Raw genomic sequence first — 22,810 nt, 5'->3', positions numbered from 1 at the left:
AATGCATGTAGGCAGCCAGTGCATACCGCAAGCAAAAGCCCCCGCCCAACTGGTTTGGTGCGGGGGCTTTTTAATTTAGCATTCGCTGCACGCGAATACGTAGCAGACACCCTTCGCCGGGCAGACGAGTATGAGGCCCCAACGCTAGGTTACTTCAGCACGGCCAGCGTCACGCCGTCGCCGCCACGGTCGGCGTGCTCGTCGCCCACGGTGGCAATGCTGCGCACGGAGCGTAGGTAGTCGCGCACTACCTGGCGCAGCACGCCATTGCCACGGCCGTGCAACACCTTGATTTCGGGAATGCCAAACATTACGGCGTCGTCCACGAAGGCCATTACCTTATGCAAGGCATCTTCGGCCCGCTCGCCACGCAGGTCGAGGGTAGGGCTGAAATCGGCCATACGACCGGTGAGGTCCAGGCCCGCGCCAGCGCCGGAATACACGGTTCTTTCGGCTTTCTTTTCCCGCTCGCGCACCTCGGCCCGGCTCAGCTTTTCCAGCTGATTCACCTTCACGAAGGTTTTCATGCCGCCAAACAGCACCTCCGCGTTTTTACCTTTCACCCCAATGATTTCGCCGTGGCCCTCCTGGCCCAGTAGGGCTACCCGGTCGCCGGCTTTCAGGGTAGTAGCGTCGGCCATTTCGCGAGTAGGGCGGGGCTTGGGCGGCTCAATCTGCAGCTTCTCGCGCACAAACTCATCAAGTTTCTGGCGAGCTTCCTTGGTCTGCTCCTTCTCAGCCTGCGAGCGGCGGATTTCGGTGATGGTGGCCTCAATCTGCTGATTGGTATCCTTGAGCAGCGCCTTGGCTTTCTGCTTGGCATCGCGCAGCACATCGAGCTGGGTTTCCTCGAGGTAGCGCTTCAGATCCTGGTATTCCTGGGCGGCTTTTTTCAGGCGGCGCTCCTGCTTGGCAGCTTCGGCGGTGCGTTGCTCCAGCTCGGTTTTCTCTTTTTCGAGGCCTTCGAGCAGGCGGTCGTAGCGGATTTTGTCCTTGCCAACCAGCTGCGTAGCGCGCTCCACAATCTGTTTGGGCAGCCCGATTTTACGCGCAATCTCGATGGCAAACGACGAACCCGGCTTACCGATTTCCAGGCGATAGAGCGGTTGCAATTGCTCAGGGTCATAGCGCATGGCCCCGTTCACGATGCCCGCCGTGCGCTCGGCGAAGTTTTTGAGGTTGGTGTAGTGCGTGGTGACGACCCCAAACGCCCGCACCTGGTTTAGCTGGTTCAGCACGGCTTCGGCAATAGAGCCACCCAACATGGGCTCGGTACCGGTACCGAACTCGTCAATCAGAATCAGGCTGCGCTTGCCGGCAAACAGCAGAAACTGCTTCATGTTCAGCAAGTGTGAGGAGTATGTACTCAGGTCGTTTTCCAGGCTCTGCTCGTCACCGATGTCCAGGAACACATCCTCGAATACACCCGCCTCGGAAGTGCCGTCGGCCGGAATCAGTAGGCCGCACTGCAGCATGTACTGCACCAGCCCTACCGTCTTCATTGCCACCGACTTACCCCCGGCGTTCGGTCCCGAAATCAGCAGAATGCGCTGTTCCGGCGTTAGGTCAATATCCAGTGGCACCACTTCGCGGGGCGCTTCGGCAGGCTCATCGGCAGCGCGTTTTTTCTTGGCCTGCTCCTGAAACGAAAGGTAGAGCAGTGGGTGACGCACCGTGCGCCACTGCATAAGCGGGCGCGGATGCAGCAAGGGCAACGTAGCATCGAGACGTTGCGCCAGCCGTGCCTTGGCCCGGATGAAATCAATCAGCCCCAGGTACTGGTAGGCCTTGCGCAGGTCGGGAATGTGGGGACGGAGCTGGTCGGTGAGCGAGGTCAGAATGCGAATCAACTCGCGCTGGTAGGCATTATCAAGGTCCTTGATGTCGTTGTTCAGCTCGAATACCGCTTCCGGCTCAATGTACACCGTCTGCCCCGTAGCCGATTCATCGTGAATCAAACCCTTCACACGGCGCTTGTGCTCAGCTAGCACCGGCAGCACCAGGCGGCCGCCCCGAATGGTCGGCTCGGCCCCATCGGGCACCCAGCCCTGCTCGCGGGCGTGGCGCAGTACGCCAGCAATCTGCTTGCGCAGCATGCCCTGGCGGTTGATCAGCTCCTGGCGCAACTGAAACAGCAGCGGCGAGGCATTGTCGCGCACGTGGCCGTCGTCGTCCACCACCTTGTCCAGCGCAGCCAGCAGGTTGCGGTCTACCTGCACGCCAATACCCAGCAGACGCAGGGTAGGATACAAACCTTCCTCGGCGTGCACAAAAAACACCAGTGCCTCCCGGATGGTCCGCAGCGACATTTTAATGGCAAAAAACGCGGCTACATCCAGATAGGCGCCGGGCAAGTTGGCGCGCACCAGGTGCGGGTGCACATCGTGGTAGTGCTGCCCAGGAAAATCGGCACCGGATTGCAGCAGTTGGCGAAACTCATTGGTTTGCTGAAGCAGCTTCAGCAACTGGTCGTGCTTGGTCTGAAACTGCATTTTGGCCACAAACTGCCGCCCTAGTGGGCTCAGGCAGAACGAGTCCAACAGCTCCCGCAGTTGCGAGAAGCCTATTTTTTGTTCGAAGTTATTCGGAAAAATCAATCGTGTAAAGCGCGCGTGGCGGTTTTAATAATACGTACAAAGATAAACACCGATCCGCGGTAGAAAGATTCGTCTGAAACGATATACAATTTGTTTTCTCTCTTGGCTCAACCTGCGGGCTACGTACTTAAGATATTGCCGGCAAGAACACAGTAGATGGTACTACTCTCCCCTACCCTTGCCCTACCCTGGTGGACGGCTATTCTCACACAAAAGGCCAGTGCATAAGCACTGGCCTTTTGTGTGATACAACTAATTGTACAATAAGCATTTACAATTTGTCGCCTCGATACTGGTACTTGTTGAAAATCTGTCCGACGGCCGCGTACACCTTATTTTTATCCTTATCAAAAGCGTTGCCATTGGTTAAACCCGAAGCGTAACCCTGCCACACTTCCACGCTCTCACGGCGGTCTATCATCTGCACCAAGATGCTACCCTGGTCCAGTTTCACTTGGTTGCGTGGGTTATAGGCGTAGGATTCGCTAGTTCCCCAATAGCCATTACCCAGGTTTTCGTTGGAGCGAATTTCAGTGGGCTGATCAAATACCCGGAAGTTCAGCAGCAAGTCGCCCCCGTCAGGACTGTACGTATAACCCCGCGAAACCATCTCGTGGTCTACAGCATCGCGTACCATAGCCTTGAAGACTAAATCGTTGAGAAAGTACGTGGTATTGTTTTCATTACGCACCTGCGAGGCCCAGGAGTAGGTTTTATACTTCGTAAAATCTACATCATTAGGGCTGGGGGTAGTTTGAACGCTACCATATGGATTGACCGCCTGGTTGGCATCGCCGCGCTGGTCGCTACCTACTACAACTGCCGGTTCGGAACTAGAACAGCCAGCCATACCAGCTGCTAGGCCGCACGCAAGAAATAAAGAAGCTATTTTCATGATGTTGGGGTGTATACGTGGAAAAATGCGGTTTATATACCTGCATTTCAATACGATACCCCACACAACGGCGTCTACCGAATCACAATATTTTATAATGAAAAATTATAATTCGGCACCAAGCTATCATGTTACCTCTTCTAAAATCTTCGTTCCAGCTTTCCGACGAGCAGCCTTTTTATAAATGTTTTACCTCCTTGTATATGTTATTCACTAGCGAATAGCATTTTATATAATTCATACATATAATTCCATTGTTAACTTAGTGCCGATAAATAGGCCCGCGAATTATGAACAATTATTTCGTTGCTGAACAATTTCCTACTGAGCACGAGAATGTTTCGCTCAGGAATGCTTTTCGGGAAAAATTCATTCGTGTTATCAATAAAGGAATACACCGCCTTAAGCCGGGTTATTCTGTCATGTCCCCGCCCAATCCGTTAGTAGACATGACGACTGTTGAGCAACGGATTAACTATTTTCATCTGCTGGATGCCGTTATTGCCAACCGTATACCCGGCGAGGTGGTAGAACTGGGGTGCTTCACCGGGCAGTGCGCTCTACTTTTTCAACAAGTTATTCAGATGCACCAGTCTGAGAAGACGCTGCACTTATATGACAGCTTCGAGGTAAAATTCAGCGTTGAGGGCGAAGTAGAGCAGAAACTGCTGCGCAATTTTGAGCGCGCTCACCTACCGTTGCCCGTATTGCACAAAGGCTATTTTGAAAATACTCTACCTACTCAATTACCAAAACAAATAGCCTTCGTTCATATTGATTGCGGCTTTGGCGGTGATATTTCTTTACATAAAGACACACTATTATTTTGCTTGCATGCAGTATATCCTAAAATGGCGCCGGGTAGCGTTTGCGTCTTAATGGATTATTACGACGATACCCAACGCACTGTATTTGCCGGCTCCCTGAATCCAGGCGTTAAATTAGCCTGTGACGAGTTTTTCCACTCAAAACCGGAAAAGATAGTTTCGCTCTACGGCAATCAGTATGCGCACGGTTTTTTTCGAAAAGTCTGAGTGGTAACGCGTTCTTGAATACTATACTGGGTATGCACTCCCTGCGCTCCTAGTTAGGATGGCTTTGTTTAACGGCACGTCTCTACGCTATGTCTCCGCCTACCCGCCATATAGCCAGGGCTTGATGGCACTATACCAGCGGCACAGCGAGCCGCTTCTCCTCCACTCCCAGCCCGAACAATGCGAAATCGTACTTCACAGGATCCGTGGGGTCGAAGGCGCGCAGGTGGGCGGTGAGGTCTTCGGCAGCCTGCCAATCCACTACGGTACGCGTCATGAGGCCCAGGCGGCGGGCAATGCGCTCCACGTGCACGTCGCAGGGGCAAATAAGGTCGGCGGGCGCAAGGCGCGTCCAAAGGCCAAAATCTACGCCGCGCGCATCGGGGCGCACCATCCAGCGCAGGTACATATTCACGCGTTTGCAAGCCGAGCCGCGGGCCGGGGTGGCCACGTGCTTGCGCGTGCGCTGGGGAGCATCGTCGAGGCCAAAGAACAGCTTGTGAAAGTTTTCCAGTCGCTCTTTTTGCGTGGCGCCGTGCAGAAACGCGTCTTCCAACGACGCGTGCTGCTGGTAGTACCACCGCAGCCAGTGCACAAAGTACAGCAGGTCGGTATCGCAAAATGTGCGGTGGCAGAAGCCCAGCAGCTGCTTCAGATTCTCGTCGGAATGATGCAGCACAAACTGGTAGGGCGCGTCGTCCATGCGGCGTAGCAGCTCGCTGGTCTTATTGATAATAGTTTTGCGCTGCCCCCAGGCCAGCAGCGCCGCAAACAACCCGCTGATTTCAATATCCTGCTTCTGCGTGAAGCGGTGGGGCAGGCTAATGGGGTCGTTGTCAATAAAAGCAGGCTGGTCGTAGCGGTCATAGTGCTCCTCCAGAAAATCCCGCAGCTGGGCAGTATTCATATGATGAGATGGTGAACTTGTGCGGTGGTGAGTTTGACGTTATGGCGGTGCCACATGTGCAAATGCGCAAGCAGAACGTCAAACTCACCATTTCACAAGTTCACCATCTCACCACCTATGGTACGTAGGACGTCTCGACGCGGAAGCGCTGGTCGGGGGTGACGAGGCGCTGCACGGCGCGGGGCGAGAGGCGCACCAGCATGTTGGCATTATCGCCGGTATCGGGCAGGTGGCCGATGACGCGCACGTACACCGACTGGCCGTTCATGATGTTGCGCACCTGCATGATGGTGCCCACCGGCGCCGTTTTGTGCAGGGCTAGGTATTTCTCGGTGGTAGAGCCTTCGATGATGGCTGCCAGACCGCTTTCGCGCACACGGCTTACAATCTCACTGGCGTGCTCGGGCGCACGCTCGTCCTCCGGGTCGTCGGTGGCAGTTGTTTCGGCAGGCGCAGGAGTCTCCTTGGGGCGGTTGCGGTCGGGGTCCTCGGGACGCGGTGCGGCCGGCGTGGTTGCCGCGGGGACTGGGGCTACTGGCGCAGGGCGGGTAGGTGTGGGCTTGGCCGCGACTACCCCTCCTGCAGGCGCCGGCACGATAACCAGCAACTGGTTAGCATTCACGGTTCCCGACGCGGGCAGGCGGTTCAGCCGAATCAAATCTGTAGTGCTTACGCCGAAGCGCTGGGCAATGGAAAACAGCGTTTGGCCGGGTTTCACGGTATACACGTGGTTACCGCGCGCATCGGTGGGTAGGGCGCGGGCAGCGGGCGTAATGGCAGTAGCAGGGGCGGCCGCCGTAGCACGGGCAGCAGGGGCTGGCGTGAGTACCACGCGGGTGCGCGGCACCAGCACTACCTGGCCTTTCACCAAGGCACCTTGCAGCTGTGGATTGGCTTCCACGATGCTTTCAACCGTCACCTTATAGCGCCGCGACAGGCCGTATAGCGTTTCGCCGGCCGTTACCAGGTGCTTGATCAGCATTTTATTACCCCGGTACTCTACCCCAATAGAATCGGGCAATACGGCTGGGGGTAACACAGAAGCGCAAACGGCACGGCTTGTACCTACAAGCAACGCTATTAGAAGGGAAAGACGAATCATAACAACTGTATCGTGGAAAAGAGCACCGGGCAATCCTACACTTTGGCCCACGCTTTTTACCCGTAATAAGGCCGAAAGATAAAGATTAATCTCCGCACAGTACCATTCTTCAGTAGGAAACGCGCACGGAAAGATGCTTATTTTGCACTGTTTCTGATTTTCCCTACCCTCCCGCCCATGCTGCACGCCATTGGTATCATTCCGGCCCGCTATGCTTCCACCCGCCTACCCGGCAAACCACTGATTGACCTGGGCGGCCAGTCGATGATTCAGCGGGTAGTGAACCAAGCCCGACAAGCCAACCTAAGCCGCGTGGTGGTAGCCACCGACGATGCCCGCATTTGGCAGCACGTACTGGACTTTGGCGGCGAGGCGGTACTCACCTCCGCCGACCACCCCAGCGGCACCGACCGTGTGTATGAAGCCTACCTACAGCTAGGCGAAACGGCCGATTGCGTGGTGAATATTCAGGGCGATGAGCCGTTTATTCATCCTGCGCAGATTAATCTGTTACTGGATCTGTTTGCGGATGCTGAAACGCAAATTGGTACGCTAGTGAAACACGTAGCGAGCGAAGAGGAGCTACGCAGCCCGCACTTGCCTAAAGTGGTGCTGAACACGCGGGGCGAGGCGCTTTACTTCAGCCGCCACCCCCTACCCTACCAGCGCCAGCACAACCCCGCCGACTGGCTGGCCTACCACCACTACCTGCGCCATATTGGCCTCTACGCCTACCGCCCCGCTGTGCTAGCCGAGCTGACTCGCCTACCCCCTTCCCCCCTCGAAATAGCCGAGAGTCTGGAGCAGTTGCGGTGGCTGGAGCACGGCTACCGCATCCGCACTGCCGAAACCGAACTGGCTACCTTGGGCATTGATACGCCAGAGGATGTGACACGTGCGCTAGCGCAGTTGTAAGAAGGGTATAGGGGTGTGAAAGAGTTGGGCTAGTTGTTTTATTTGTCATCCTGAGCGCAGCGAAGGACCTTCTCACGCAGGAACGAGTCGTTGTTGCGCTTGTCCTTACGTGAGAAAGTCCTTCGCTGCGCTCAGGATGACATACTTTCTACTCTCAGGCCCTCCTACCCTTTTTCATCCCTCTCCTGAGGCCTGAGCGGCTACTTTTTCTTCGTGTTCTGAAGCACTTTCTTCCTTCATCTCGATGGAGAGGAAATAGTTGAGAGCCGTACGAATGACGGCAATGGCGCCGAGTTTGACTATTTCTTCCCAGCCCGGTGCAATGGCTGTGCTCAGCACATCGGCGCCGAGCTGAAACTCCAGGGCCACAGCCAGGTAGCGGGCCAGCATCAGCCGAATAGCGTTGAAATTGGCGGACTGGCGGCGGAGCAGCGCCCACACAAATTGGCCACCCGCAATCAGCACGCCCAGGCCGATGATGCAGGCACCTACCGCTTCTACGGCCAGCTTCAGCCACTGCACGGCAGCAACTACGGAGCCCTCGACTCCCAGACTTTCGGGGGTAGCAATCATTGTGGTTAGGTAAGGGCCGCAGCGGCGGCAGACGACGTACGCATGAGACGACGCAGCAGCCACACCGAGCCCCGCTGCAACGCCACCAATAGCAGAATCAGCCCCACAGCGGCTCCAAACAGTAGTAGATTATCGGCTTTCTGCCCCTGAAAGGCAAAACTGAGGGCTGTAGACACAGCAGGTGGATGCACCGCATCTAGCACCACCATCAGCCCGATAACGGTGAGCATAGCCAGCGCGGCGGGTAGGTAGCCTGGTCCCAACCACGCGTAGAAACCAAAGCCGGCCACGGCCGCCGCGCACTGCGAGAGCAGCAACGTGCGGCCGCTGTTGGTTGCGTGCTCGGGGTCGAGGTAGATGAGGAAGGCGCTGGAAGCCAGCGAGGCAAACAGCAGCCGTTGGTGGCTGTATATCTCCACCAGCGCCAGCACCCCTAGTACCGTGGCTGTGGGTAGTAGGGCTAGTAGCAGCTCGGCACGCAGGCTCAGGCGCTTGCGGCCCACGCCGCGGGGGGCATCGGCGAGCGGTGCGGTTGATTGTTTGGAGGGGGCTGAGGGGGCCATACTGGCTTATGCATACGCCCACAAACAAGGCTGGTTTAGCCGCCCGCTTTTTTTGCCTTGTAGCCGGCAGCCAGTAACACGGCCAGCACTTTGTCGCGAAAGTCGCCCTGGATCAGGATTTCGCCGTCTTTGGCGTTGCCGCCTACCCCGCACTTCGTTTTCAGCAGCTTGCCCAACGCCTGCAAGTCGGCCTCGGTGCCCGCAAAACCCGTGATGAGAGTTACCTGCTTGCCGGCACGGGCTTTCTTATCAAGCTGCACGCGCAGGTTTTGTTGCTGCGGAGGCAGCGTAGTAGCTTCCGCTTCGTCGCCGTTGTATTGATACTCAAAATCACTGCTTGTGGAGTATACCACGCCTTCGCGGCCTTTCCGATTCTTATCAGCTTTCATGAGGTGAGCTTGTGAGTTGTAAAATTGTGAATAAAACGAATGCCGGCTTACCGGATGCGCATACAACTGTTTCTCCCAACGGGAACACCACTTCGCAACTTCACCTTTTTTTCAGACGGCCACTTCCAGTGCCAGTGGTGTCAGCTCCACGGTGAAGTCGGTGGCTTCTCCTATATAGTCGCCATCTACGTGAAAGCCGAGCGGCTGCGCCGCGGCTACCTGCACCTGCTGGGCAGTGTGGTACACGGCCGCGCCCGAGGTAGGCAAGTTGCCCAGCGCCAGCCCTACCCCTACCCGCACGGCCCGCAGCAAGGGCAAGCCGTCAATCAAACACAAGTCCAGCAGCCCATCCTGGATATTAGCGTTTGGGGCAATATAGGCGTTGTTGCCGTACTGCGCGGCATTGGCAAAGGCCAGCACGTAGCAGTTGGTTTCCAAAAACTTATCTGCAAAGCGCACCTGTACCGGCGTAGGTTGGTAGCGACGGTATTCGTGCAAGGCCACCTTCACGTAGGTAGCCAGTCCGCGGGTACCGGCCACGGCGAAGCATTTGCTCACGTGCGCATCGAACCCTACCCCTGCCGTGCAGAAAAACCGGTGGCCGTTGATGCAGCCCACGTCAATATGCTGAAAGCTTGGCGCGTTCAGGCGTTGGATGGCAGCCGCCAGACCCAGCGGCACGCGCAGGTGGCGAGCCAGGCCATTGCCTGAGCCCCGGGGCAGAATGCCCAAGGCCGCTCCCGTACCCAGCAGCCCCCGCCCTACCTCATTCACCGTTCCATCACCTCCCACGGCCACCACCACGCGGCAGCCGTCCTCGGCAGCTTCGCGGGCCAGCTGCACGGCGTGACCGGCATACGCGGTGTGGCGCACCTCATAGGTCACCCGCGCCGGGTCGAGGTAGCGCGCCAGCAGCCCCGCCACATCCTGCCGACGATTGGTGCCGGACATCGGATTCAGAATAAAACAGATGCGCAAGGTGATGCTGAGTTTGAACGATTGAATAGTACTAAGAGGATTTCTTTACCCTCAAAAGTCGGCAATTCTATGTTTATGCCACTACAAAAAAGCGGCCTACCCGGTGTGGGGTAGGCCGCTTTCTGCTGCAATGTAAGCGGAGCTTAGCCTTGCATTTTCTGACCCAGCTTCTCAATGAGGTCAGCCGTGCGGGAGCTGTAGCCGATTTCGTTGTCGTACCAGCCTACCACTTTCACCAGCGTGCCGTTGGCGGCCGTCAGCTGCGAGTCGAAGATACACGAGTGCGTGTTGCCTACGATGTCGATGCTTACCAGTGGATCGGTGCTGTACTCCAGGATGCCTTTCAGCGGACCTTCGGCAGCCTTCTTGATGGCTTCGTTGATCTGCTCTTTGGTGGCTTCCGTCTTCAGGATAACGGTCAGGTCGGTAGTAGAGCCGTCTGGAATAGGCACGCGCATGGCAATACCATCCAGTTTGCCTTTCAGCTGGGGCAGTACCAGACCCACGGCCTTAGCGGCGCCGGTGCTGGTAGGGATGATGCTGTAGGCAGCAGCGCGGGCACGACGCAGGTCTTTGTGCGGCGCGTCTTGCAGGTTTTGGTCCGACGTATAGGCGTGCACCGTAGTGATGTAGCCTTTCTCGATGCCGAATGCGTCATCCAACACCTTAGCCATGGGGGCCAGGCAGTTGGTGGTGCAGCTAGCGTTAGAGAGAATAGTCTCGTCGCCGGTCAGGATGTCTTCGTTCACGCCCAGTACTACCGTTGGGATATTACCGGTAGCCGGAGCCGAAATCACCACCTTCTTAGCGCCAGCGGTAATGTGTTGGCCAGCACCTGCTTCGTCTACAAAGCGGCCGGTTGATTCCAATACTACATCGATACCCATATCGCCCCAGGGCAACAGCTTGGGGTCGCGCTCGGCCAGGGCCGTGATGCGCTGGCCGTTCACGGTCAGGCTCTCCTCGTCGTACGATACCGTGCCGTCGAAGCGGCCGTGGATAGAGTCGTACTTGAGTAGGTGGGCGAGAGTTTTGTTATCGGTCAGGTCGTTGATGGCAACCACCTCCACGTTGTCGCGATTGAGCAGCGACCGGAACGTGAGGCGACCAATGCGGCCGAATCCGTTGATGGCAACTTTAATCTTAGCCATAGCAGGAAAAAGGGTTAATCGGCCCACACAAATGCGGGCCGGGTTTAGGGTTAGGCGAGGCGAAGGTAAAGGGCCTCCTTAACTTCGCCAAATTAACCAGCCAGGTAGGAGAAGTGTTTCGGAAGTGCTTCCGTGCTGGCAGGCAAGTGCCCCCTAGTACGTACAGACGGTGCGCTGCAGCTATTTCTCTCGCGATGACGACGTAAAAGCGAAAATTTTTCTACCTGTAAATCAATCTATTTGCGCCCAGACCCACTTTTTTTTATCGCTCAGATATTGCGCTGAAGCTTCTCTGCGCTACTTTTGCAGCACCAAAGCGCAAGAGGGTTTAGTTATCTGGTCCGTTCGTCTAGGGGTTAGGACTGCAGATTTTCATTCTGCCAACAGGGGTTCGATTCCCCTACGGACTACTACCCTTTGTTGCTCTTTGCTAAAAAGGCCCTTTGCACTACGCAAAGGGCCTTTTTATTTTAGTTGGCAGATTGGATGGCAAAATAGGTCATGTCCCCTTTGGGTGGCAGTGTGGCCGTGAGGGTGGCTGAATCGCGCAGGCACGCGCGGCGCTGGGGCTCTTGAGGGTCCGTGTCAAGGTGCATAACGGAGAGAGGGTATTAGCGGGTGAACAGGGGCACCTCAGCCGGGACTAGGCGCAGTTCGTCGGGGATTTGATAGCTGGGTAGGCCCATCTCCACGAGCTTAATGAGCCAGGGCAGGTTGATCTTGATCTGACGGCCTTGCCGCACCCGCACGAGCTGCACGCTGCGGGCCTCCGAGAAGCCGCTACGCACGAGGGCGTCAATGGCGCTGGTGGGTAGCAGTTCGCATACCTCAACGTACAGATTAGAATTTCTGCTTCTCGGTCATGGCGTGATTGGTACAATTCACGCGCAGAATGCTTTCTTGCAAGTGCGTTGTCTTGTGCAGAACACAAATATACGCAAGTACATCAAAAGAACGTATCAATTGATAATTATAGATTTATCAATTGATAAATCTATATGCCAGAAAATACCATAAATCAGCGACTGAAAATTCTTATTGAAGCACTGGATTTGAAGACCGGATCCTTCAGTAGAGCACTAGGAGTCAGCGAAACTAACGTCCGCAACTACATAGAGCGTGGTTCTAAGCCAAGCTCAGATTTTCTAGAGAAGCTGATTAGACATTTTGAGCATATCAATTCGACATGGTTGCTTACTGGCCAAGGAGAAATGTTTCTCAATGAGCAGAGGACCACTCAAATTAAACACACAGCTAAAAATTCGGGGCAAGCAGTCATAACGAACCACGGTAACGCTACCATGCACTATACCAAAGTGGCCGACTGTGAGAAAGACTTACTGGTTGCCCAGAAAGAAATAGAACTGCTCCGCTCCCATCTCCAAGACAAGGAGCGGATTATACAACTGCTGGAGATGCAGTTGAAGAAGTAAGCAGTGATGTTTAATGACATGCTATGCCTTATACTCTCCCCATACTACTATCCAGTGTCGCCTTACTTACAGCCTGTCAAAATCAGCCGACTTTAGAAGGCTGCTGGGACTTACGAAGCATGTCCAGTTATAGCCGTGTCAACAATGTTTACCAAGATTCTAGTGATTTTACTCCTTACGGCATCTACCTCGTTGTGTCAGAAAACAGTATCAGAAAATACTCTATATATGGGTTGCCAGATGAGTTTTCCTTTTCTACTTATGATGCGCAAGACAGCACTATACTTGATGAGTATGGTGGAACCTCTACCCTTATAGCCTTAACAGAACATACATTACTGATAGGTATTCATCCTATGTCAGATACTGGCAGTAGTCATCGCGGGTATAAGACCATAGCCCGTTACACTCGCTAAAAATGATCATTCTATTGCTAGAAATGCAGTTGAAGAAGTAAGCAGTTTCACTAACACTATTCTATGCCCCGTTTTTTATCCTCTTTTTCATTTCTGTGCCTACTTCTACTTGCTGCGGCCTGTAGTAAGGACGAGCCTGAGCCAGAACCTACCCTTGTTGGGCGTTGGAAGCTTGAGCATTCTTATCTGCGGTACTATAATACAGATGGTAAGCTTGACTTTGAGGGCACTCAACAATTACCCGACGTACCAGAAGAAATTGTCTTTACGGACACGGATTTGACGCTACTTACTCCTACTCTTTTTGGGTACGATAATCTGTCGCCCCGTTATGGTATAACGTCTACACCTGCAACGTTTTCTTACGCACATCAAGATAGTACACTCACTTGGGACCATCATGGCCACAGCGAGACGTTTACTATTACAGAGTTGAGCAGTAAAACGCTCGATATTCAGGAAATCGTGTATGTACGTTACCTACCCGACAATATTCCTGCTCGCCGAATCGTAGGCGGACGCTACCGGCGTCAGTAAGGTTGTGGAAAGCCAATAGATATGTCACAGCAACATAACAATTTGGAAAGCTGCCAGCACGCCCTCGCACTAGCGAATAGAGGGTTAGAAAGTCTTCGAAAGCTGCTAGCCGGCAAGGATGAGCTTATCACGACAAAAGACGCGCTGATTTCTACGCAAGAGGAAATCTTGGTCTTTCTGCAGAAGGGATGTGGCGGTAGGACTGATATTCACGAAACCATAAATACTAAGTATATCTAAACTAGATAGACTTAATCTATCTCACCTTTATTATGAGTAACGACGCACGCAGTTCGATCTAGCGCAAATGGGATTTGCATATCCATACCCCAGCTTCATATTTATGGAGAGGGCCAAGATTCAAAGGCAATTCATCAGATGATGATACTGTTGTATCAGAGATGATTGAAGCCATGAATAAAGCTGATGCAGTAGCTTTCTGTTTCATGGATTACTGGACTCTTGATGGTTGGTTTGCTTTACAAGATTCCATTGAACTGTGGCAGCAGGAGGCCCTGCTGCTACGCTTCAAAATGGGTTGGAACGGCAACATCATCCTGCACGCGACCTTCGGTGAAGAGGAGCAAGATTTCGTCTTCCAGCTAAAAGGCTTCTTCAAGAACCAGTACGTGCTCACCGACGCCCAGCACCAGGAACTGCTGGTGCTCCAGCCCGATTTCAAGTGGAAGAAGGTGACCTACGAGTTCGACATTGCTACGGTAGGGGCTTTCGAGGCCCTACCCTACAAAGACGTGCTGTTGCTGCTCACGGTGCACCTGGCCAACTACTACATCACGATGATGTCGGCTACGGCTGTTATTACGGCTACGTAGATAGTTGGCTCTATACGGGGGTTCGTTACTAACCATTACCATTCTATTTCAAATGAAGCAGCTATTTCTTTTCCTTCTGTTTTCAGCTAGTACGCTATCCGTTGCCGTTGCTCAGCAAGCAACCGTTGTAACTGGTGGCTCTCCAGCCGCTACCCAATCTCGCTACGGTACAGCCGATTTAGACTTTGACAGCACTGGTTCTTGGTTTTTGGCCCTCAGCGACGGCACTATGCCTAACCCTTACCAGAAACGCTACCGCGAAGACGGCAAAATCCGCAAATTTGCCGACGAGGCCGCTATACTTAACTTCCTTTATATCCAAGGCTGGGAGCCAATATCCGTGAGCGTTACTACGGGCAAGGATGTTATTGGCGTGCATTACCACTATCTGCTCTGCTCAAGCGGCGGTCTAATTATCAGCCGTAAGGCAATTATAAGAATACCCTTACCTGTGAAATCCATTGCCAACATCTTCAACATTAGCGCTTTGGATGCTTCGGCTGTCACCGTTGCCATAGCGGTACGTTAGCTAACCAATGTATTGGGTGGCCATCTGCTGCTTTATTTACCTATTCTTTACGTGTACCACTCCTATGCTTCGCTTCCTCGGTTTTTCTCTTGTTGGGCTGCTTCTCGGTAGCAGCAGCTACGCACAGCAGCCCTACACTGCCATTCCTAAAAGTCATTTTCGCCTGCTGTATACCAACACTCCCCTGTATACAACCCTAGCTGATACGGCAACTGCACCAGCGCAGGTACTCACCAACCAGGACATGGCCATGGTAATTGGCTTTCTGAATACTGGCTGGGCCGTGGTAGAGCATAAGCAGAAGCCCTATTATACCCCCATCCGTAATCTGGATAAGCTGGCAGAGGCACTCGTAAGCCGCTACCAAGCACCTATTCCGCTCACAACACCAACCGCACCCGTTTACGGCACAGTCGAGGTCTACTTCAGAGGCTTCTACTACACTTTTTCGGTGAGCGAAGGCGTGCTGCCTGCGCGGGAAGCCGACCGAAAGCGCAAATTTCCTAGCGAGGCCGCTATTCTTAATTTTTTCTATGATAATGGCTGGGAGGTCCTTCCCAATGGTGCGGTTACGAATCCGGCAACCAGCAACACGTATTTTCGCTACATGCTCAAGCGCCGCCCGTTGTTTAATACTGCTAGCGCCGGCTCTCAGTAAGCTACGACTACTTAAAGGCTGCAATAATATTTTTTTGACGAGCTGCTTGCATTCTTGTTTTCTCCTATTACCTTTGCAGCACCAAAGCGCAAGGGGTCTAGTTATCTGGTCCGTTCGTCTAGGGGTTAGGACTGCAGATTTTCATTCTGCCAACAGGGGTTCGATTCCCCTACGGACTACTGCCCCCGCTTTGCAAGGCCTTCTGCTCCCCAGCAGAAGGCCTTTTTTATTGTGCCGGCCAATCGTATCAGAATTTACCCGCGAGTCGTCTGCGTATTTCTACCTGCTCGTGGGCAGTCGTACCGACCTGCCTACCCCATTACCTTTATCTCTAATTACGTAGTTGTTACTAAGCGACTTACGGGTTAATACGATTGATATTCAATATACTATTCTGCACTTTTGTTACTCGCTCTATCTCCTCCTTTCCATTATTCTCATGGCTCACAATCCTAAGTTTGGTCCTTTTGCTCAAACGCCGCAGCAGCGGGCGCACGTGCTTCGACAAATGCTGGTTGTGCGAGAAAATATGGGCCTCAAAACGCCCGCGCCCGCGCAGGTATTATACCAGCGATATGTGGCCGGCGAGCTTAGCTGGCAGGAAGTCTGCGACCTGCTGGCCGCGCCAAGCGCCCTACCCTCGCCTGTACCTTTCGGCTCCGACCATCAGCCGCAATAAGCCGCTTATCTGCCCTGCGAGGGGAGTGTAATGGCCGATTGACTGGCAGCTAGGGGTAGGGAAATTGTAATGTCGGTGCCGCTCTCCGCCTCCGAGTGAATGGCTAGAATTCCATCCAGCAGTCGCACCCGGTCGCGCAGGGCGCTTAGCCCCAACCCATTTGAAGAAGACTGCTGTACGTCGAAACCGCGGCCGTTGTCGTGCGCCTCCAGTATAATGCAGCCGTTTCCTGCCCGGAGGTGCAGGTGCGCCTGGGTGGCCTGGGCGTGCTTCACAATATTATTGGCTAACTCCTGCGCCATCCGGTACACGGCTACTTGTAGGTTTTTGGAAATGCCAAGTGGCAAAGTCTGCACGTGGCAGCGCAACTGCAACGTAGGACTGCTGCAGATCTGGCAGATATCCTTAACGGCAGCCTCCAGGCCAAAATCTTCCAGGGTAGTGGGCACCAGCTGGTGCGACAACGTGCGTGTTTGCTTGATGGCGCTAGACAACAGTTGCGCCACCTTCGTTTTGGCTTGTTGCGACGCGTGGTCGTCGCCTACCCTGATATGATCGAGGTGCAGCTTGGCGGCATACAGCGACTGTCCCAGCCCATTGTGCAGCGACTCGGCTATGCGGCGTTTTTCGGCTTCCTGTGCGTTCAGCACGGCATCGGCGAGGCGCTGCTGCTGGGTGGCCCGCTCAGCCTCGGCTTGCTTACGGTCTGTGATGTCGCGCCAGCTGGCATGTACCAAGTGAGTTCCTTCCTCCTCGGGAATAGCCGTGAGTAGCACCTCCTCCCAAAATGGCTCACCATTGCCCCGCAACCGATACCACTCAAACCGGCAGGAACCGCGCTGCACGGCTTCCTGCCAGTACCGGTCGGCAAGGACATAGGACAGCTGGCCATCGGGCTGACGCTCGGGCGAGAAGGCAGAGGCATGCTGCCCGAGTAAAGCCTTTTTATCCGTGAGTTGTAGCGCCCGCAGCACGCTATTGTTGCAGTCCACAAACCGGTTGTCGCGTAGCAGCAGCATCCCGTCTTCGCTTTTCTCAAAAAGCGTCTTAAATCTTTTCTCCCTGGTAACCAGCGCGTTGTAAACATGCCGTTGTTCGGTTACGTCGAACAGGGCCAACCGGCAGCAGGGTTCGGCCGAGTCGGTAGGGGCGGCCATTCCCTCCAGACGGGCGTAGAACACACTATCGTCGGCGCGGCGCATAGGCAGCGTCAGCGTCTGATGTTGCCCGGTTGTGACCATCGCCTGCAAAAAATCCACGAACTGTCCCCGGCTATTCAGCTCTACGAACAGCGTAAGACGCCGCCCCAGAAGCTGCTGCCGCGGGAGGCCCAGCAGTTGGCTGGTGTGCAGGTTCAGCTGCTGCAACTGTCCATTGGCAGCTACAGTACAGTAGCCCACGGGCGCAAACTCATACAGATCGATATACTGCGCACGGCCTTTCTCGACTTCCACTTGGGCCAAGAGCAGCTCTTCGTACTGCATTTCCAGCTCAATCTGTTGTACCTGTAACTCTTGCACCAGCTGGCGCATCTCAGCCGATACGTCGGCTGGGGTAGCATGCGTCACCAGCTGGCGGCGTTGCTCGGCACGGCGGCGCAACTTATCCAGTGCTATCCGGGAGCGGGAAGCATCCTGCGCCTGCTCTCCTTCTTCAGACCATTCCATAGTGCAAAACCGATAAGACCCACCTAAACAAGATACTGCTAGAGCGTACAGTGGCCGCCGGATGCCATCCGGCGGCGCAACCACTTCCTACGTTTCAGCGGCAGCAAGCGGATTATTCTTTCCACCTAATCTACTCAGGCGCCAGCCGCGGCAGCTCCTATACTTCTCACCCCTAGTAGCACTTGCTGGGTAGGCTGCCCCTGGTATAGTAGCCGCCTACCATATAGCACTACCTGCCGCCGCCCTATTTCCGGCAACATCATGTCCAGCACCAGGTCATTGAACTCTGCCTGCTCCGATGCAGCATCGAGCAGCTGGTGCAGGTGCTGGCGCAGCTCGGGTTTGTCCCAGGCGCCCCCGTTGAGGTGCAAAAGTCGTTTGCCTGGCAGCTGGTCGCTCTGCTCCCGAAAAGCCTCCGCGAAGGACCGGCTGGCAGTCAGCACCTGTAGTTGGTTGTCGAGCGTGAGTTGAGGCTCGCGCACAGCCTCCTGAATGCTGGCCGCGAAGCGCACGCTTTCCTGTAGCTGCTGCTCCATCTGCTTGAGGCTGGTTATTTCCGTGAAGGTGATAACGGCCCCACTGATATAGTTGTCGAGGGTGCGGTAGGGCAGAATACGCATGGTATACCACTGCCCGTTAGTGGCCTGTAGGTTGATTTCCAGGCTGGTAAGGCGACTCAGCACCTGCTGCACGTCGCGGATGAGGTACTCGTAGCGCAGGTTGGAGGCAAAGTGCATGAGGGGCCTACCCACGTCGGCAGGCATGAGGTTGATGATGCGGCTCACAGGGGGCGTAAAGCGCTTCACCAGCATGTCGTTGTCGAGGAAGATAATAGCAATTTCGGTGGCGTCGAGCAGGTTTTTCATGTCGTTGGCCGATTGCGTCAGCTCCTCCGTGCGCGCCATGTACTGCATGTTCAGCGTCATCAGCTCCTCGTTCAGGCTCTGCATTTCCTCCTTGTTGGTCATGGCCTCCTCGTTGGTGCTTTGTAGCTCCTCGTTGGCCGACTGTAGCTCCTCGTTGGTGCTTTTCAGCTCCTCCAGGCTGCTTTCCATCTCCTCAATGGTGGTCTGGAGGCGGTGTTTGGTATACTGCAGCTCTTTCTCGAGGGCCGAGGCGGCATCGTTGCGCTGCTCAAGCGATACGCTCTGCTTGCCCAGGCGCAGGCGGCGGGGGGTAGGCTGGTCTTCGAATACCACCAGCAGCAGCCCCGCCAGGGTTTCGGTTTCGCCCAGGTGCCGCACCGACAGCCGGAGCATCTGCTGGCCCATATCAGTACGCACCCGCACGTTGTCAATCACCACATCCTCGTGCGACTGCGTGGCCCGGTATACAGCCCCACTGATTTCGAAATTCAGCTCCTCGCGGGCCATTTCAAACAGGTTCATGCCGCTCAGGCCGGGGGCAGGCTCCAGGTACTTGCCAGTGCGGCCGTTCACGTACAGGATTTCTCCCTTGCTGTTGATGACCACCGCCGGCGGAGCGTATGTGCGTAGCAGCTCTTTTTGAATAAGGAAAGCAAAAGCCCCCCCTTCGCGGCGGGCAGAGGCAGAAGCAGGAACGAGCACAGGCGATACAACCGAAGCCAGGGGATGGCTTGATAAAGAAAAGGGGAAGTTGGCAAGCCGGGGTAGCGACGATGCCGTTTCGGTACGACGTGAAATTTTCCATTTCACATCCAGCGGCTGAAACAAGTCCTGGAAGCCCGTAATGTTCTCACTCGGCCCCAAAAACAGCAGGCCTTTGGGATTGAGCGCGTAGTGAAACACGGGCAGCAGGTTTTTCTGCAACTCCCCGCTCAGGTAAATCAGCAGGTTGCGGCAGCAGAGCAGGTCCAGCTTCGTGAAGGGCGCATCCTTGTTGATATTGTGCAGGGCAAACACCACCAAATCACGCACTTCCTTTCGAATCTGGTAGTGGCCGTCGACTTTCTGAAAGAAGCGCTGCAACCGCTCCGGGCTCACATCGGCCGCAATATTTTCGGGGTAGAGCCCGGCGCGGGCGAAGTCGATGCTGTCGGCGCTGATGTCGGTGGCAAATATCTGAATCTTAAGGTAGCGACCTGGGTCTACCGTGTCCAGGCACTCGAGCAGCAGCATGGTCAGGGAGTAGGCTTCTTCGCCGGTAGAGCAACCGGGCGCCCACACCCGAATGGTGCTGTCGTTTTCTTTGTGCTGTACCACCGAGCGCATGTGCATTTTCAGATGCTCAAAGGCTTCGTGGTCGCGAAAAAACTTGGTAACCCCAATCAGCAGCTCCCGAAATAGCTGCTCTACCTCGTGGGGGTTTTCCTGCAGGTAGCGCACATACTGCGTGAACTCCTTGATCTGGTGGGCATTCATGCGCCGCTCGATGCGCCGAAATACCGTATTGCGCTTGTAGTAGCTGAAGTCGTGGCCGGTTTGGGAGCGAATAAGCAGAAAGATTTTCTGCAGCGCGTGGGCCGGTTTGTTGTCCACCTCGTCGCGGGTGTCGCTGGGGCGGGGCGGGCGCCCCAGCAGGGGGCGCTCCACATAGTCGAGCAGCTTAGTGGGCATCAGCTCCGGCGCCAGCACAAAGTCGACAAACTCGGTAGCCATGGCGGCACGGGGCATCGAATCGTAGAGGGCCGTTTCGGGGTCCTGCACCATCACCATCCCAAAGTTTTCCATAATCAGCTTCAGGCCCAGGCTGCCATCGGAGCCCATGCCCGAGAAGATGATGCACACGGCTCGCTCGCGTGCGTCTTTGGCCAGGCTTTGCAGAAAAAAATCAATGGGGAGGCGCCGCCCCGGCGTCTGGGTAGGCTTAAGCAGGTAGAAGCTTCCGTGCAGCAGACTCAAATCGTAGTTGGGCGGAATCACAAATACGTGGTTGGGTCGTACCCGCATGCCGTCCTTTGCCTCTAGCACGGGCATGGAAGTGAAATGGGCGATTACCTGCAGTAGCTCTCCATCCTGCGTAGGCGATAAGTGCGTTACGACCACATAGGCTACCCCCGTACGGACCGGTAAATACCGAAAAAACTGCTCAAACGCTTCCAGAGAACCCGCCGAGCCACCCAACGCTACCACCGGAAACCGGTCGCTTTCGCTGCCAGCCGGCGTGTCCCCTACCCCCCCGATGGCTCCTGAATGAGCCGGGCCGGGGTAGCAGCAACAGTAGCTTTCTTGGTGGGTCCGGTGGTTTGACTGCTGTCGAGGTGTGAAGATTGTTTGGAGGAACCCATACCAACTAGTAAGAAATCAGAGAGAGGAAACAGCTGAACAGTAGATGAAACACGCAGACTTAAACCGACAAATTTCTATTAAAATAAAGCATTTCGGCATAAGCAACCCAGCGTTTGGCTACGTAGTACCTGGTAATTCAACGCCTGGCGTTCTACCTTAACCCGTTATATTTTTGTGGCTCTTCCCTCGTCTCTCATCGTTATCGGTACTTCTGCCGGTGGCATGTCTGCCCTTATCCAGCTAGTGGCGCAGCTCCCGGCCACGCTCCCGGCCGCCGTGCTAGTAGTGCAGCACCTAGCTCCCAACTCGACGGGCGAACTACTGGTGGAACGCCTGGCCGCGCACACAACGCTGCATTGCCAACTGGCTGTAGACCAGATGCCTTTGCAGGCCGGCCACCTCTATCTGGCCCCGCCCGACCGGCACTTGCTCACGCGCGAAGACCGCCTGCTGGTAACGAAAGGCCCACACGAGAACAACTACCGCCCCGCCGCCGACACGCTGTTTCGCTCGGCCGCCGTAGCCTTCGACTCTCACGTGATTGGCGTAGTGCTCACAGGCCTGCTCTACGACGGCACGGCTGGCCTCGACTTTGTGAAACGCTGCGGTGGTACTGCGGTGGTACAAGACCCCACCGAGGCCGAGTTTGCCAGCATGCCCGAAAGCGCCCTGCGCCACGTGGCCGTCGATTATGTGGTGCCCCTCAGCCAGATGGGCGCACTACTACGGGAGCTAGTGGGCGCAGGAACCGCTACTGCACACCAGCGCTTACACGTTCCGCACGATCTGCAGATAGAAGCAGCTATTGCTGAGCGTGTTATGGGCGCTACCGAGCAAGTCAATGAAATAGGACATCAGGTACCACTCACCTGTCCTGGTTGCGGCGGCAACCTCTGGGAAGTGAATGAGGGCAACGTGCTACGCTTCCGTTGCCACACCGGCCACGCCTATACCGCCGAAGCTCTCCTCGAAAGCTCGCAGCATGAAATGGAAGAAACGCTGTGGGTGGCCCTGCGCATGATGGAAGAGCGCAAAAACCTGCTCACCACGATGGCCAGCCACAATGGGTATTGGAGCACACGACAGCAAGAGCGCATCAAGGAAATTAAGCAGCATATCAATCGGCTGCGTGAATTTTTGCTGAGCAGCAACGCAAACGCCGATCAGCGCTGAGTCTCACTATGCTTTTATTACGGTAAGCGGCAGCAATTGCATTTTAAATTCTACTGCTGAACTACTTATATGAATTCTCCTGCAGGAAAATCGTTATCAGGCGGTATATTTTCCACTCTTGTTGGCTCCTGACAACGACAGATAAACACTTCCTAATAACTGCTTACACAAAAAGCGTAGATAATATTTGACCAAAGGAAGTGAAAAACAATTTCAGCAAAACAAATTATCGTTGGGGATGCGCTGCTTGATTTATTTTTTATTGTTTCCTATAAGAAACTAGTCCTATATTTGTCTCGTAACATTTACAACATGTTAATTTAAACTCATAATTCAACACATAATGGCAACCATGGATATTGCCCGCCTACAGGAAATTGTTGACAACGCTGCCACCAACGAGCAACTACTCAACCAGATTCGCAAAAACGTAACGAAAGTAAATTCGCTGCTAGAAGAGCTAAACGAAATGCTGCAACCCGGTTACTCGCCTACCCCTAAGGAGCGCAAGCCACGCGCCGAGGGTGCCCGCAAGCCCGGCCGTCCGCGTAAAACAGAAGCAGCAGAGTAGT

Annotated in this window: 23 protein-coding genes and 2 tRNA genes; 12 read left to right on the top strand and 13 right to left on the bottom strand. The window is 54.9% G+C overall.

Features of this window, described 5'->3' with window-relative positions; translation table 11 throughout:
- Window positions 1-149: 149 nt before the first annotated feature.
- Both MUN82_RS05240 and MUN82_RS05235 read right to left on the bottom strand, forming a co-directional pair.
- Complete coding sequence (locus tag MUN82_RS05240) at window positions 150-2,597, bottom strand: endonuclease MutS2 (RefSeq protein WP_245095509.1); 2,448 nt, start codon at window positions 2,595-2,597, stop codon at window positions 150-152.
- A 271-nt stretch (window positions 2,598-2,868) separates the two neighbouring features.
- A complete protein-coding gene (locus MUN82_RS05235; RefSeq protein WP_245095508.1) occupies window positions 2,869-3,492 on the bottom strand; it encodes a DUF4136 domain-containing protein in 624 nt (207 codons plus the stop codon).
- A gap of 290 nt (window positions 3,493-3,782) precedes the next feature.
- Between MUN82_RS05235 and MUN82_RS05230 the strand changes: the two genes are divergently transcribed.
- Window positions 3,783-4,526, top strand: a complete 744-nt coding sequence (locus MUN82_RS05230) for a TylF/MycF/NovP-related O-methyltransferase (protein WP_245095506.1) — start codon at window positions 3,783-3,785, stop codon at window positions 4,524-4,526.
- A 130-nt stretch (window positions 4,527-4,656) separates the two neighbouring features.
- Here MUN82_RS05230 and MUN82_RS05225 read toward each other — a convergent pair whose 3' ends face one another.
- Window positions 4,657-5,433 carry a TIGR02757 family protein gene (locus MUN82_RS05225; protein ID WP_245095504.1) on the bottom strand — a complete coding sequence of 259 codons (777 nt, stop codon included), beginning with the start codon at window positions 5,431-5,433 and terminating at the stop codon, window positions 4,657-4,659.
- A 115-nt stretch (window positions 5,434-5,548) separates the two neighbouring features.
- Window positions 5,549-6,454 carry a LysM peptidoglycan-binding domain-containing protein gene (locus MUN82_RS05220; RefSeq protein WP_245095503.1) on the bottom strand — a complete coding sequence of 302 codons (906 nt, stop codon included), beginning with the start codon at window positions 6,452-6,454 and terminating at the stop codon, window positions 5,549-5,551.
- Window positions 6,455-6,715: 261 nt separating this feature from the next.
- On the opposite strand from MUN82_RS05220, the gene kdsB reads away from it, so the two are divergent.
- Window positions 6,716-7,450, top strand: coding sequence for a 3-deoxy-manno-octulosonate cytidylyltransferase (kdsB, locus tag MUN82_RS05215; protein WP_245097517.1), 735 nt, complete (start codon window positions 6,716-6,718; stop codon window positions 7,448-7,450).
- Window positions 7,451-7,624: 174 nt separating this feature from the next.
- Here the strand turns inward: kdsB and MUN82_RS05210 are convergent, their stop codons facing one another.
- The 5 genes from MUN82_RS05210 to gap all read right to left on the bottom strand — a co-directional run bounded on the left by MUN82_RS05210 (window position 7,625) and on the right by gap (window position 11,104).
- Complete coding sequence (locus tag MUN82_RS05210; RefSeq protein ID WP_245095501.1) at window positions 7,625-8,023, bottom strand: DUF1622 domain-containing protein; 399 nt, start codon at window positions 8,021-8,023, stop codon at window positions 7,625-7,627.
- Window positions 8,024-8,028: 5 nt separating this feature from the next.
- Window positions 8,029-8,586: an HPP family protein gene (locus tag MUN82_RS05205; RefSeq protein ID WP_245095500.1), complete on the bottom strand. Its 558-nt coding sequence runs from the start codon at window positions 8,584-8,586 to the stop codon at window positions 8,029-8,031.
- Between the two features lie 35 nt (window positions 8,587-8,621).
- Window positions 8,622-8,975, bottom strand: coding sequence for a translation initiation factor (locus MUN82_RS05200; protein ID WP_245095498.1), 354 nt, complete (start codon window positions 8,973-8,975; stop codon window positions 8,622-8,624).
- 111 nt (window positions 8,976-9,086) lie between these two features.
- Window positions 9,087-9,953 carry a diacylglycerol/lipid kinase family protein gene (locus tag MUN82_RS05195; protein ID WP_262922840.1) on the bottom strand — a complete coding sequence of 289 codons (867 nt, stop codon included), beginning with the start codon at window positions 9,951-9,953 and terminating at the stop codon, window positions 9,087-9,089.
- A gap of 143 nt (window positions 9,954-10,096) precedes the next feature.
- Complete coding sequence (gap, locus tag MUN82_RS05190) at window positions 10,097-11,104, bottom strand: type I glyceraldehyde-3-phosphate dehydrogenase (RefSeq protein ID WP_245095494.1); 1,008 nt, start codon at window positions 11,102-11,104, stop codon at window positions 10,097-10,099.
- 338 nt (window positions 11,105-11,442) lie between these two features.
- On the opposite strand from gap, the gene MUN82_RS05185 reads away from it, so the two are divergent.
- Window positions 11,443-11,514, top strand: a tRNA-Glu gene (locus MUN82_RS05185).
- Window positions 11,515-11,574: 60 nt separating this feature from the next.
- Here MUN82_RS05185 and MUN82_RS22240 read toward each other — a convergent pair.
- Both MUN82_RS22240 and MUN82_RS05180 read right to left on the bottom strand, forming a co-directional pair.
- Complete coding sequence (locus MUN82_RS22240; protein WP_262922839.1) at window positions 11,575-11,700, bottom strand: hypothetical protein; 126 nt, start codon at window positions 11,698-11,700, stop codon at window positions 11,575-11,577.
- Between the two features lie 15 nt (window positions 11,701-11,715).
- On the bottom strand, window positions 11,716-11,892 hold the full coding sequence (locus MUN82_RS05180) for a hypothetical protein (protein WP_245095492.1): 177 nt from the start codon (window positions 11,890-11,892) through the stop codon (window positions 11,716-11,718).
- 210 nt (window positions 11,893-12,102) lie between these two features.
- Here MUN82_RS05180 and MUN82_RS05175 point away from each other — a divergent pair, with 210 nt between their 5' ends.
- The 7 genes from MUN82_RS05175 (at window position 12,103) to MUN82_RS05145 (ending at window position 16,189) form a co-directional block, all read left to right on the top strand.
- On the top strand, window positions 12,103-12,537 hold the full coding sequence (locus tag MUN82_RS05175) for a helix-turn-helix domain-containing protein (RefSeq protein WP_245095490.1): 435 nt from the start codon (window positions 12,103-12,105) through the stop codon (window positions 12,535-12,537).
- A gap of 479 nt (window positions 12,538-13,016) precedes the next feature.
- On the top strand, window positions 13,017-13,490 hold the full coding sequence (locus MUN82_RS05170; RefSeq protein WP_245095489.1) for a hypothetical protein: 474 nt from the start codon (window positions 13,017-13,019) through the stop codon (window positions 13,488-13,490).
- 446 nt (window positions 13,491-13,936) lie between these two features.
- On the top strand, window positions 13,937-14,323 hold the full coding sequence (locus tag MUN82_RS05165) for a hypothetical protein (protein WP_245095487.1): 387 nt from the start codon (window positions 13,937-13,939) through the stop codon (window positions 14,321-14,323).
- Between the two features lie 52 nt (window positions 14,324-14,375).
- Complete coding sequence (locus MUN82_RS05160) at window positions 14,376-14,852, top strand: hypothetical protein (protein ID WP_245095485.1); 477 nt, start codon at window positions 14,376-14,378, stop codon at window positions 14,850-14,852.
- A gap of 64 nt (window positions 14,853-14,916) precedes the next feature.
- Window positions 14,917-15,510, top strand: a complete 594-nt coding sequence (locus tag MUN82_RS05155) for a hypothetical protein (RefSeq protein WP_245095484.1) — start codon at window positions 14,917-14,919, stop codon at window positions 15,508-15,510.
- Between the two features lie 107 nt (window positions 15,511-15,617).
- Window positions 15,618-15,689 (top strand) — tRNA-Glu (locus MUN82_RS05150).
- A 260-nt stretch (window positions 15,690-15,949) separates the two neighbouring features.
- On the top strand, window positions 15,950-16,189 hold the full coding sequence (locus tag MUN82_RS05145) for a hypothetical protein (RefSeq protein WP_245095483.1): 240 nt from the start codon (window positions 15,950-15,952) through the stop codon (window positions 16,187-16,189).
- A gap of 5 nt (window positions 16,190-16,194) precedes the next feature.
- Here MUN82_RS05145 and MUN82_RS05140 read toward each other — a convergent pair whose 3' ends face one another.
- Both MUN82_RS05140 and MUN82_RS05135 read right to left on the bottom strand, forming a co-directional pair.
- Window positions 16,195-17,856, bottom strand: a complete 1,662-nt coding sequence (locus tag MUN82_RS05140; protein WP_245095482.1) for a PAS domain-containing sensor histidine kinase — start codon at window positions 17,854-17,856, stop codon at window positions 16,195-16,197.
- A gap of 134 nt (window positions 17,857-17,990) precedes the next feature.
- The gene (locus MUN82_RS05135; RefSeq protein WP_245095481.1) at window positions 17,991-20,909 is read right to left on the bottom strand and encodes a CheR family methyltransferase; all 2,919 of its coding nucleotides are present in this window, start codon (window positions 20,907-20,909) and stop codon (window positions 17,991-17,993) included.
- A gap of 330 nt (window positions 20,910-21,239) precedes the next feature.
- Between MUN82_RS05135 and MUN82_RS05130 the strand changes: the two genes are divergently transcribed.
- Together MUN82_RS05130 and MUN82_RS05125 are read left to right on the top strand one after the other, a co-directional pair.
- Complete coding sequence (locus tag MUN82_RS05130) at window positions 21,240-22,238, top strand: chemotaxis protein CheB (protein WP_262922838.1); 999 nt, start codon at window positions 21,240-21,242, stop codon at window positions 22,236-22,238.
- A gap of 343 nt (window positions 22,239-22,581) precedes the next feature.
- The gene (locus tag MUN82_RS05125; RefSeq protein WP_245095479.1) at window positions 22,582-22,809 is read left to right on the top strand and encodes a hypothetical protein; all 228 of its coding nucleotides are present in this window, start codon (window positions 22,582-22,584) and stop codon (window positions 22,807-22,809) included.
- Window position 22,810 lies beyond the last annotated feature (1 nt).

The organism is Hymenobacter aerilatus, from assembly GCF_022921095.1.
GTDB classification, from domain to species: Bacteria; Bacteroidota; Bacteroidia; order Cytophagales; family Hymenobacteraceae; genus Hymenobacter; species Hymenobacter aerilatus.
Note: the sequence above shows the minus strand (reverse complement) of the source record. Positions and strands in the feature narration are given on the sequence as shown.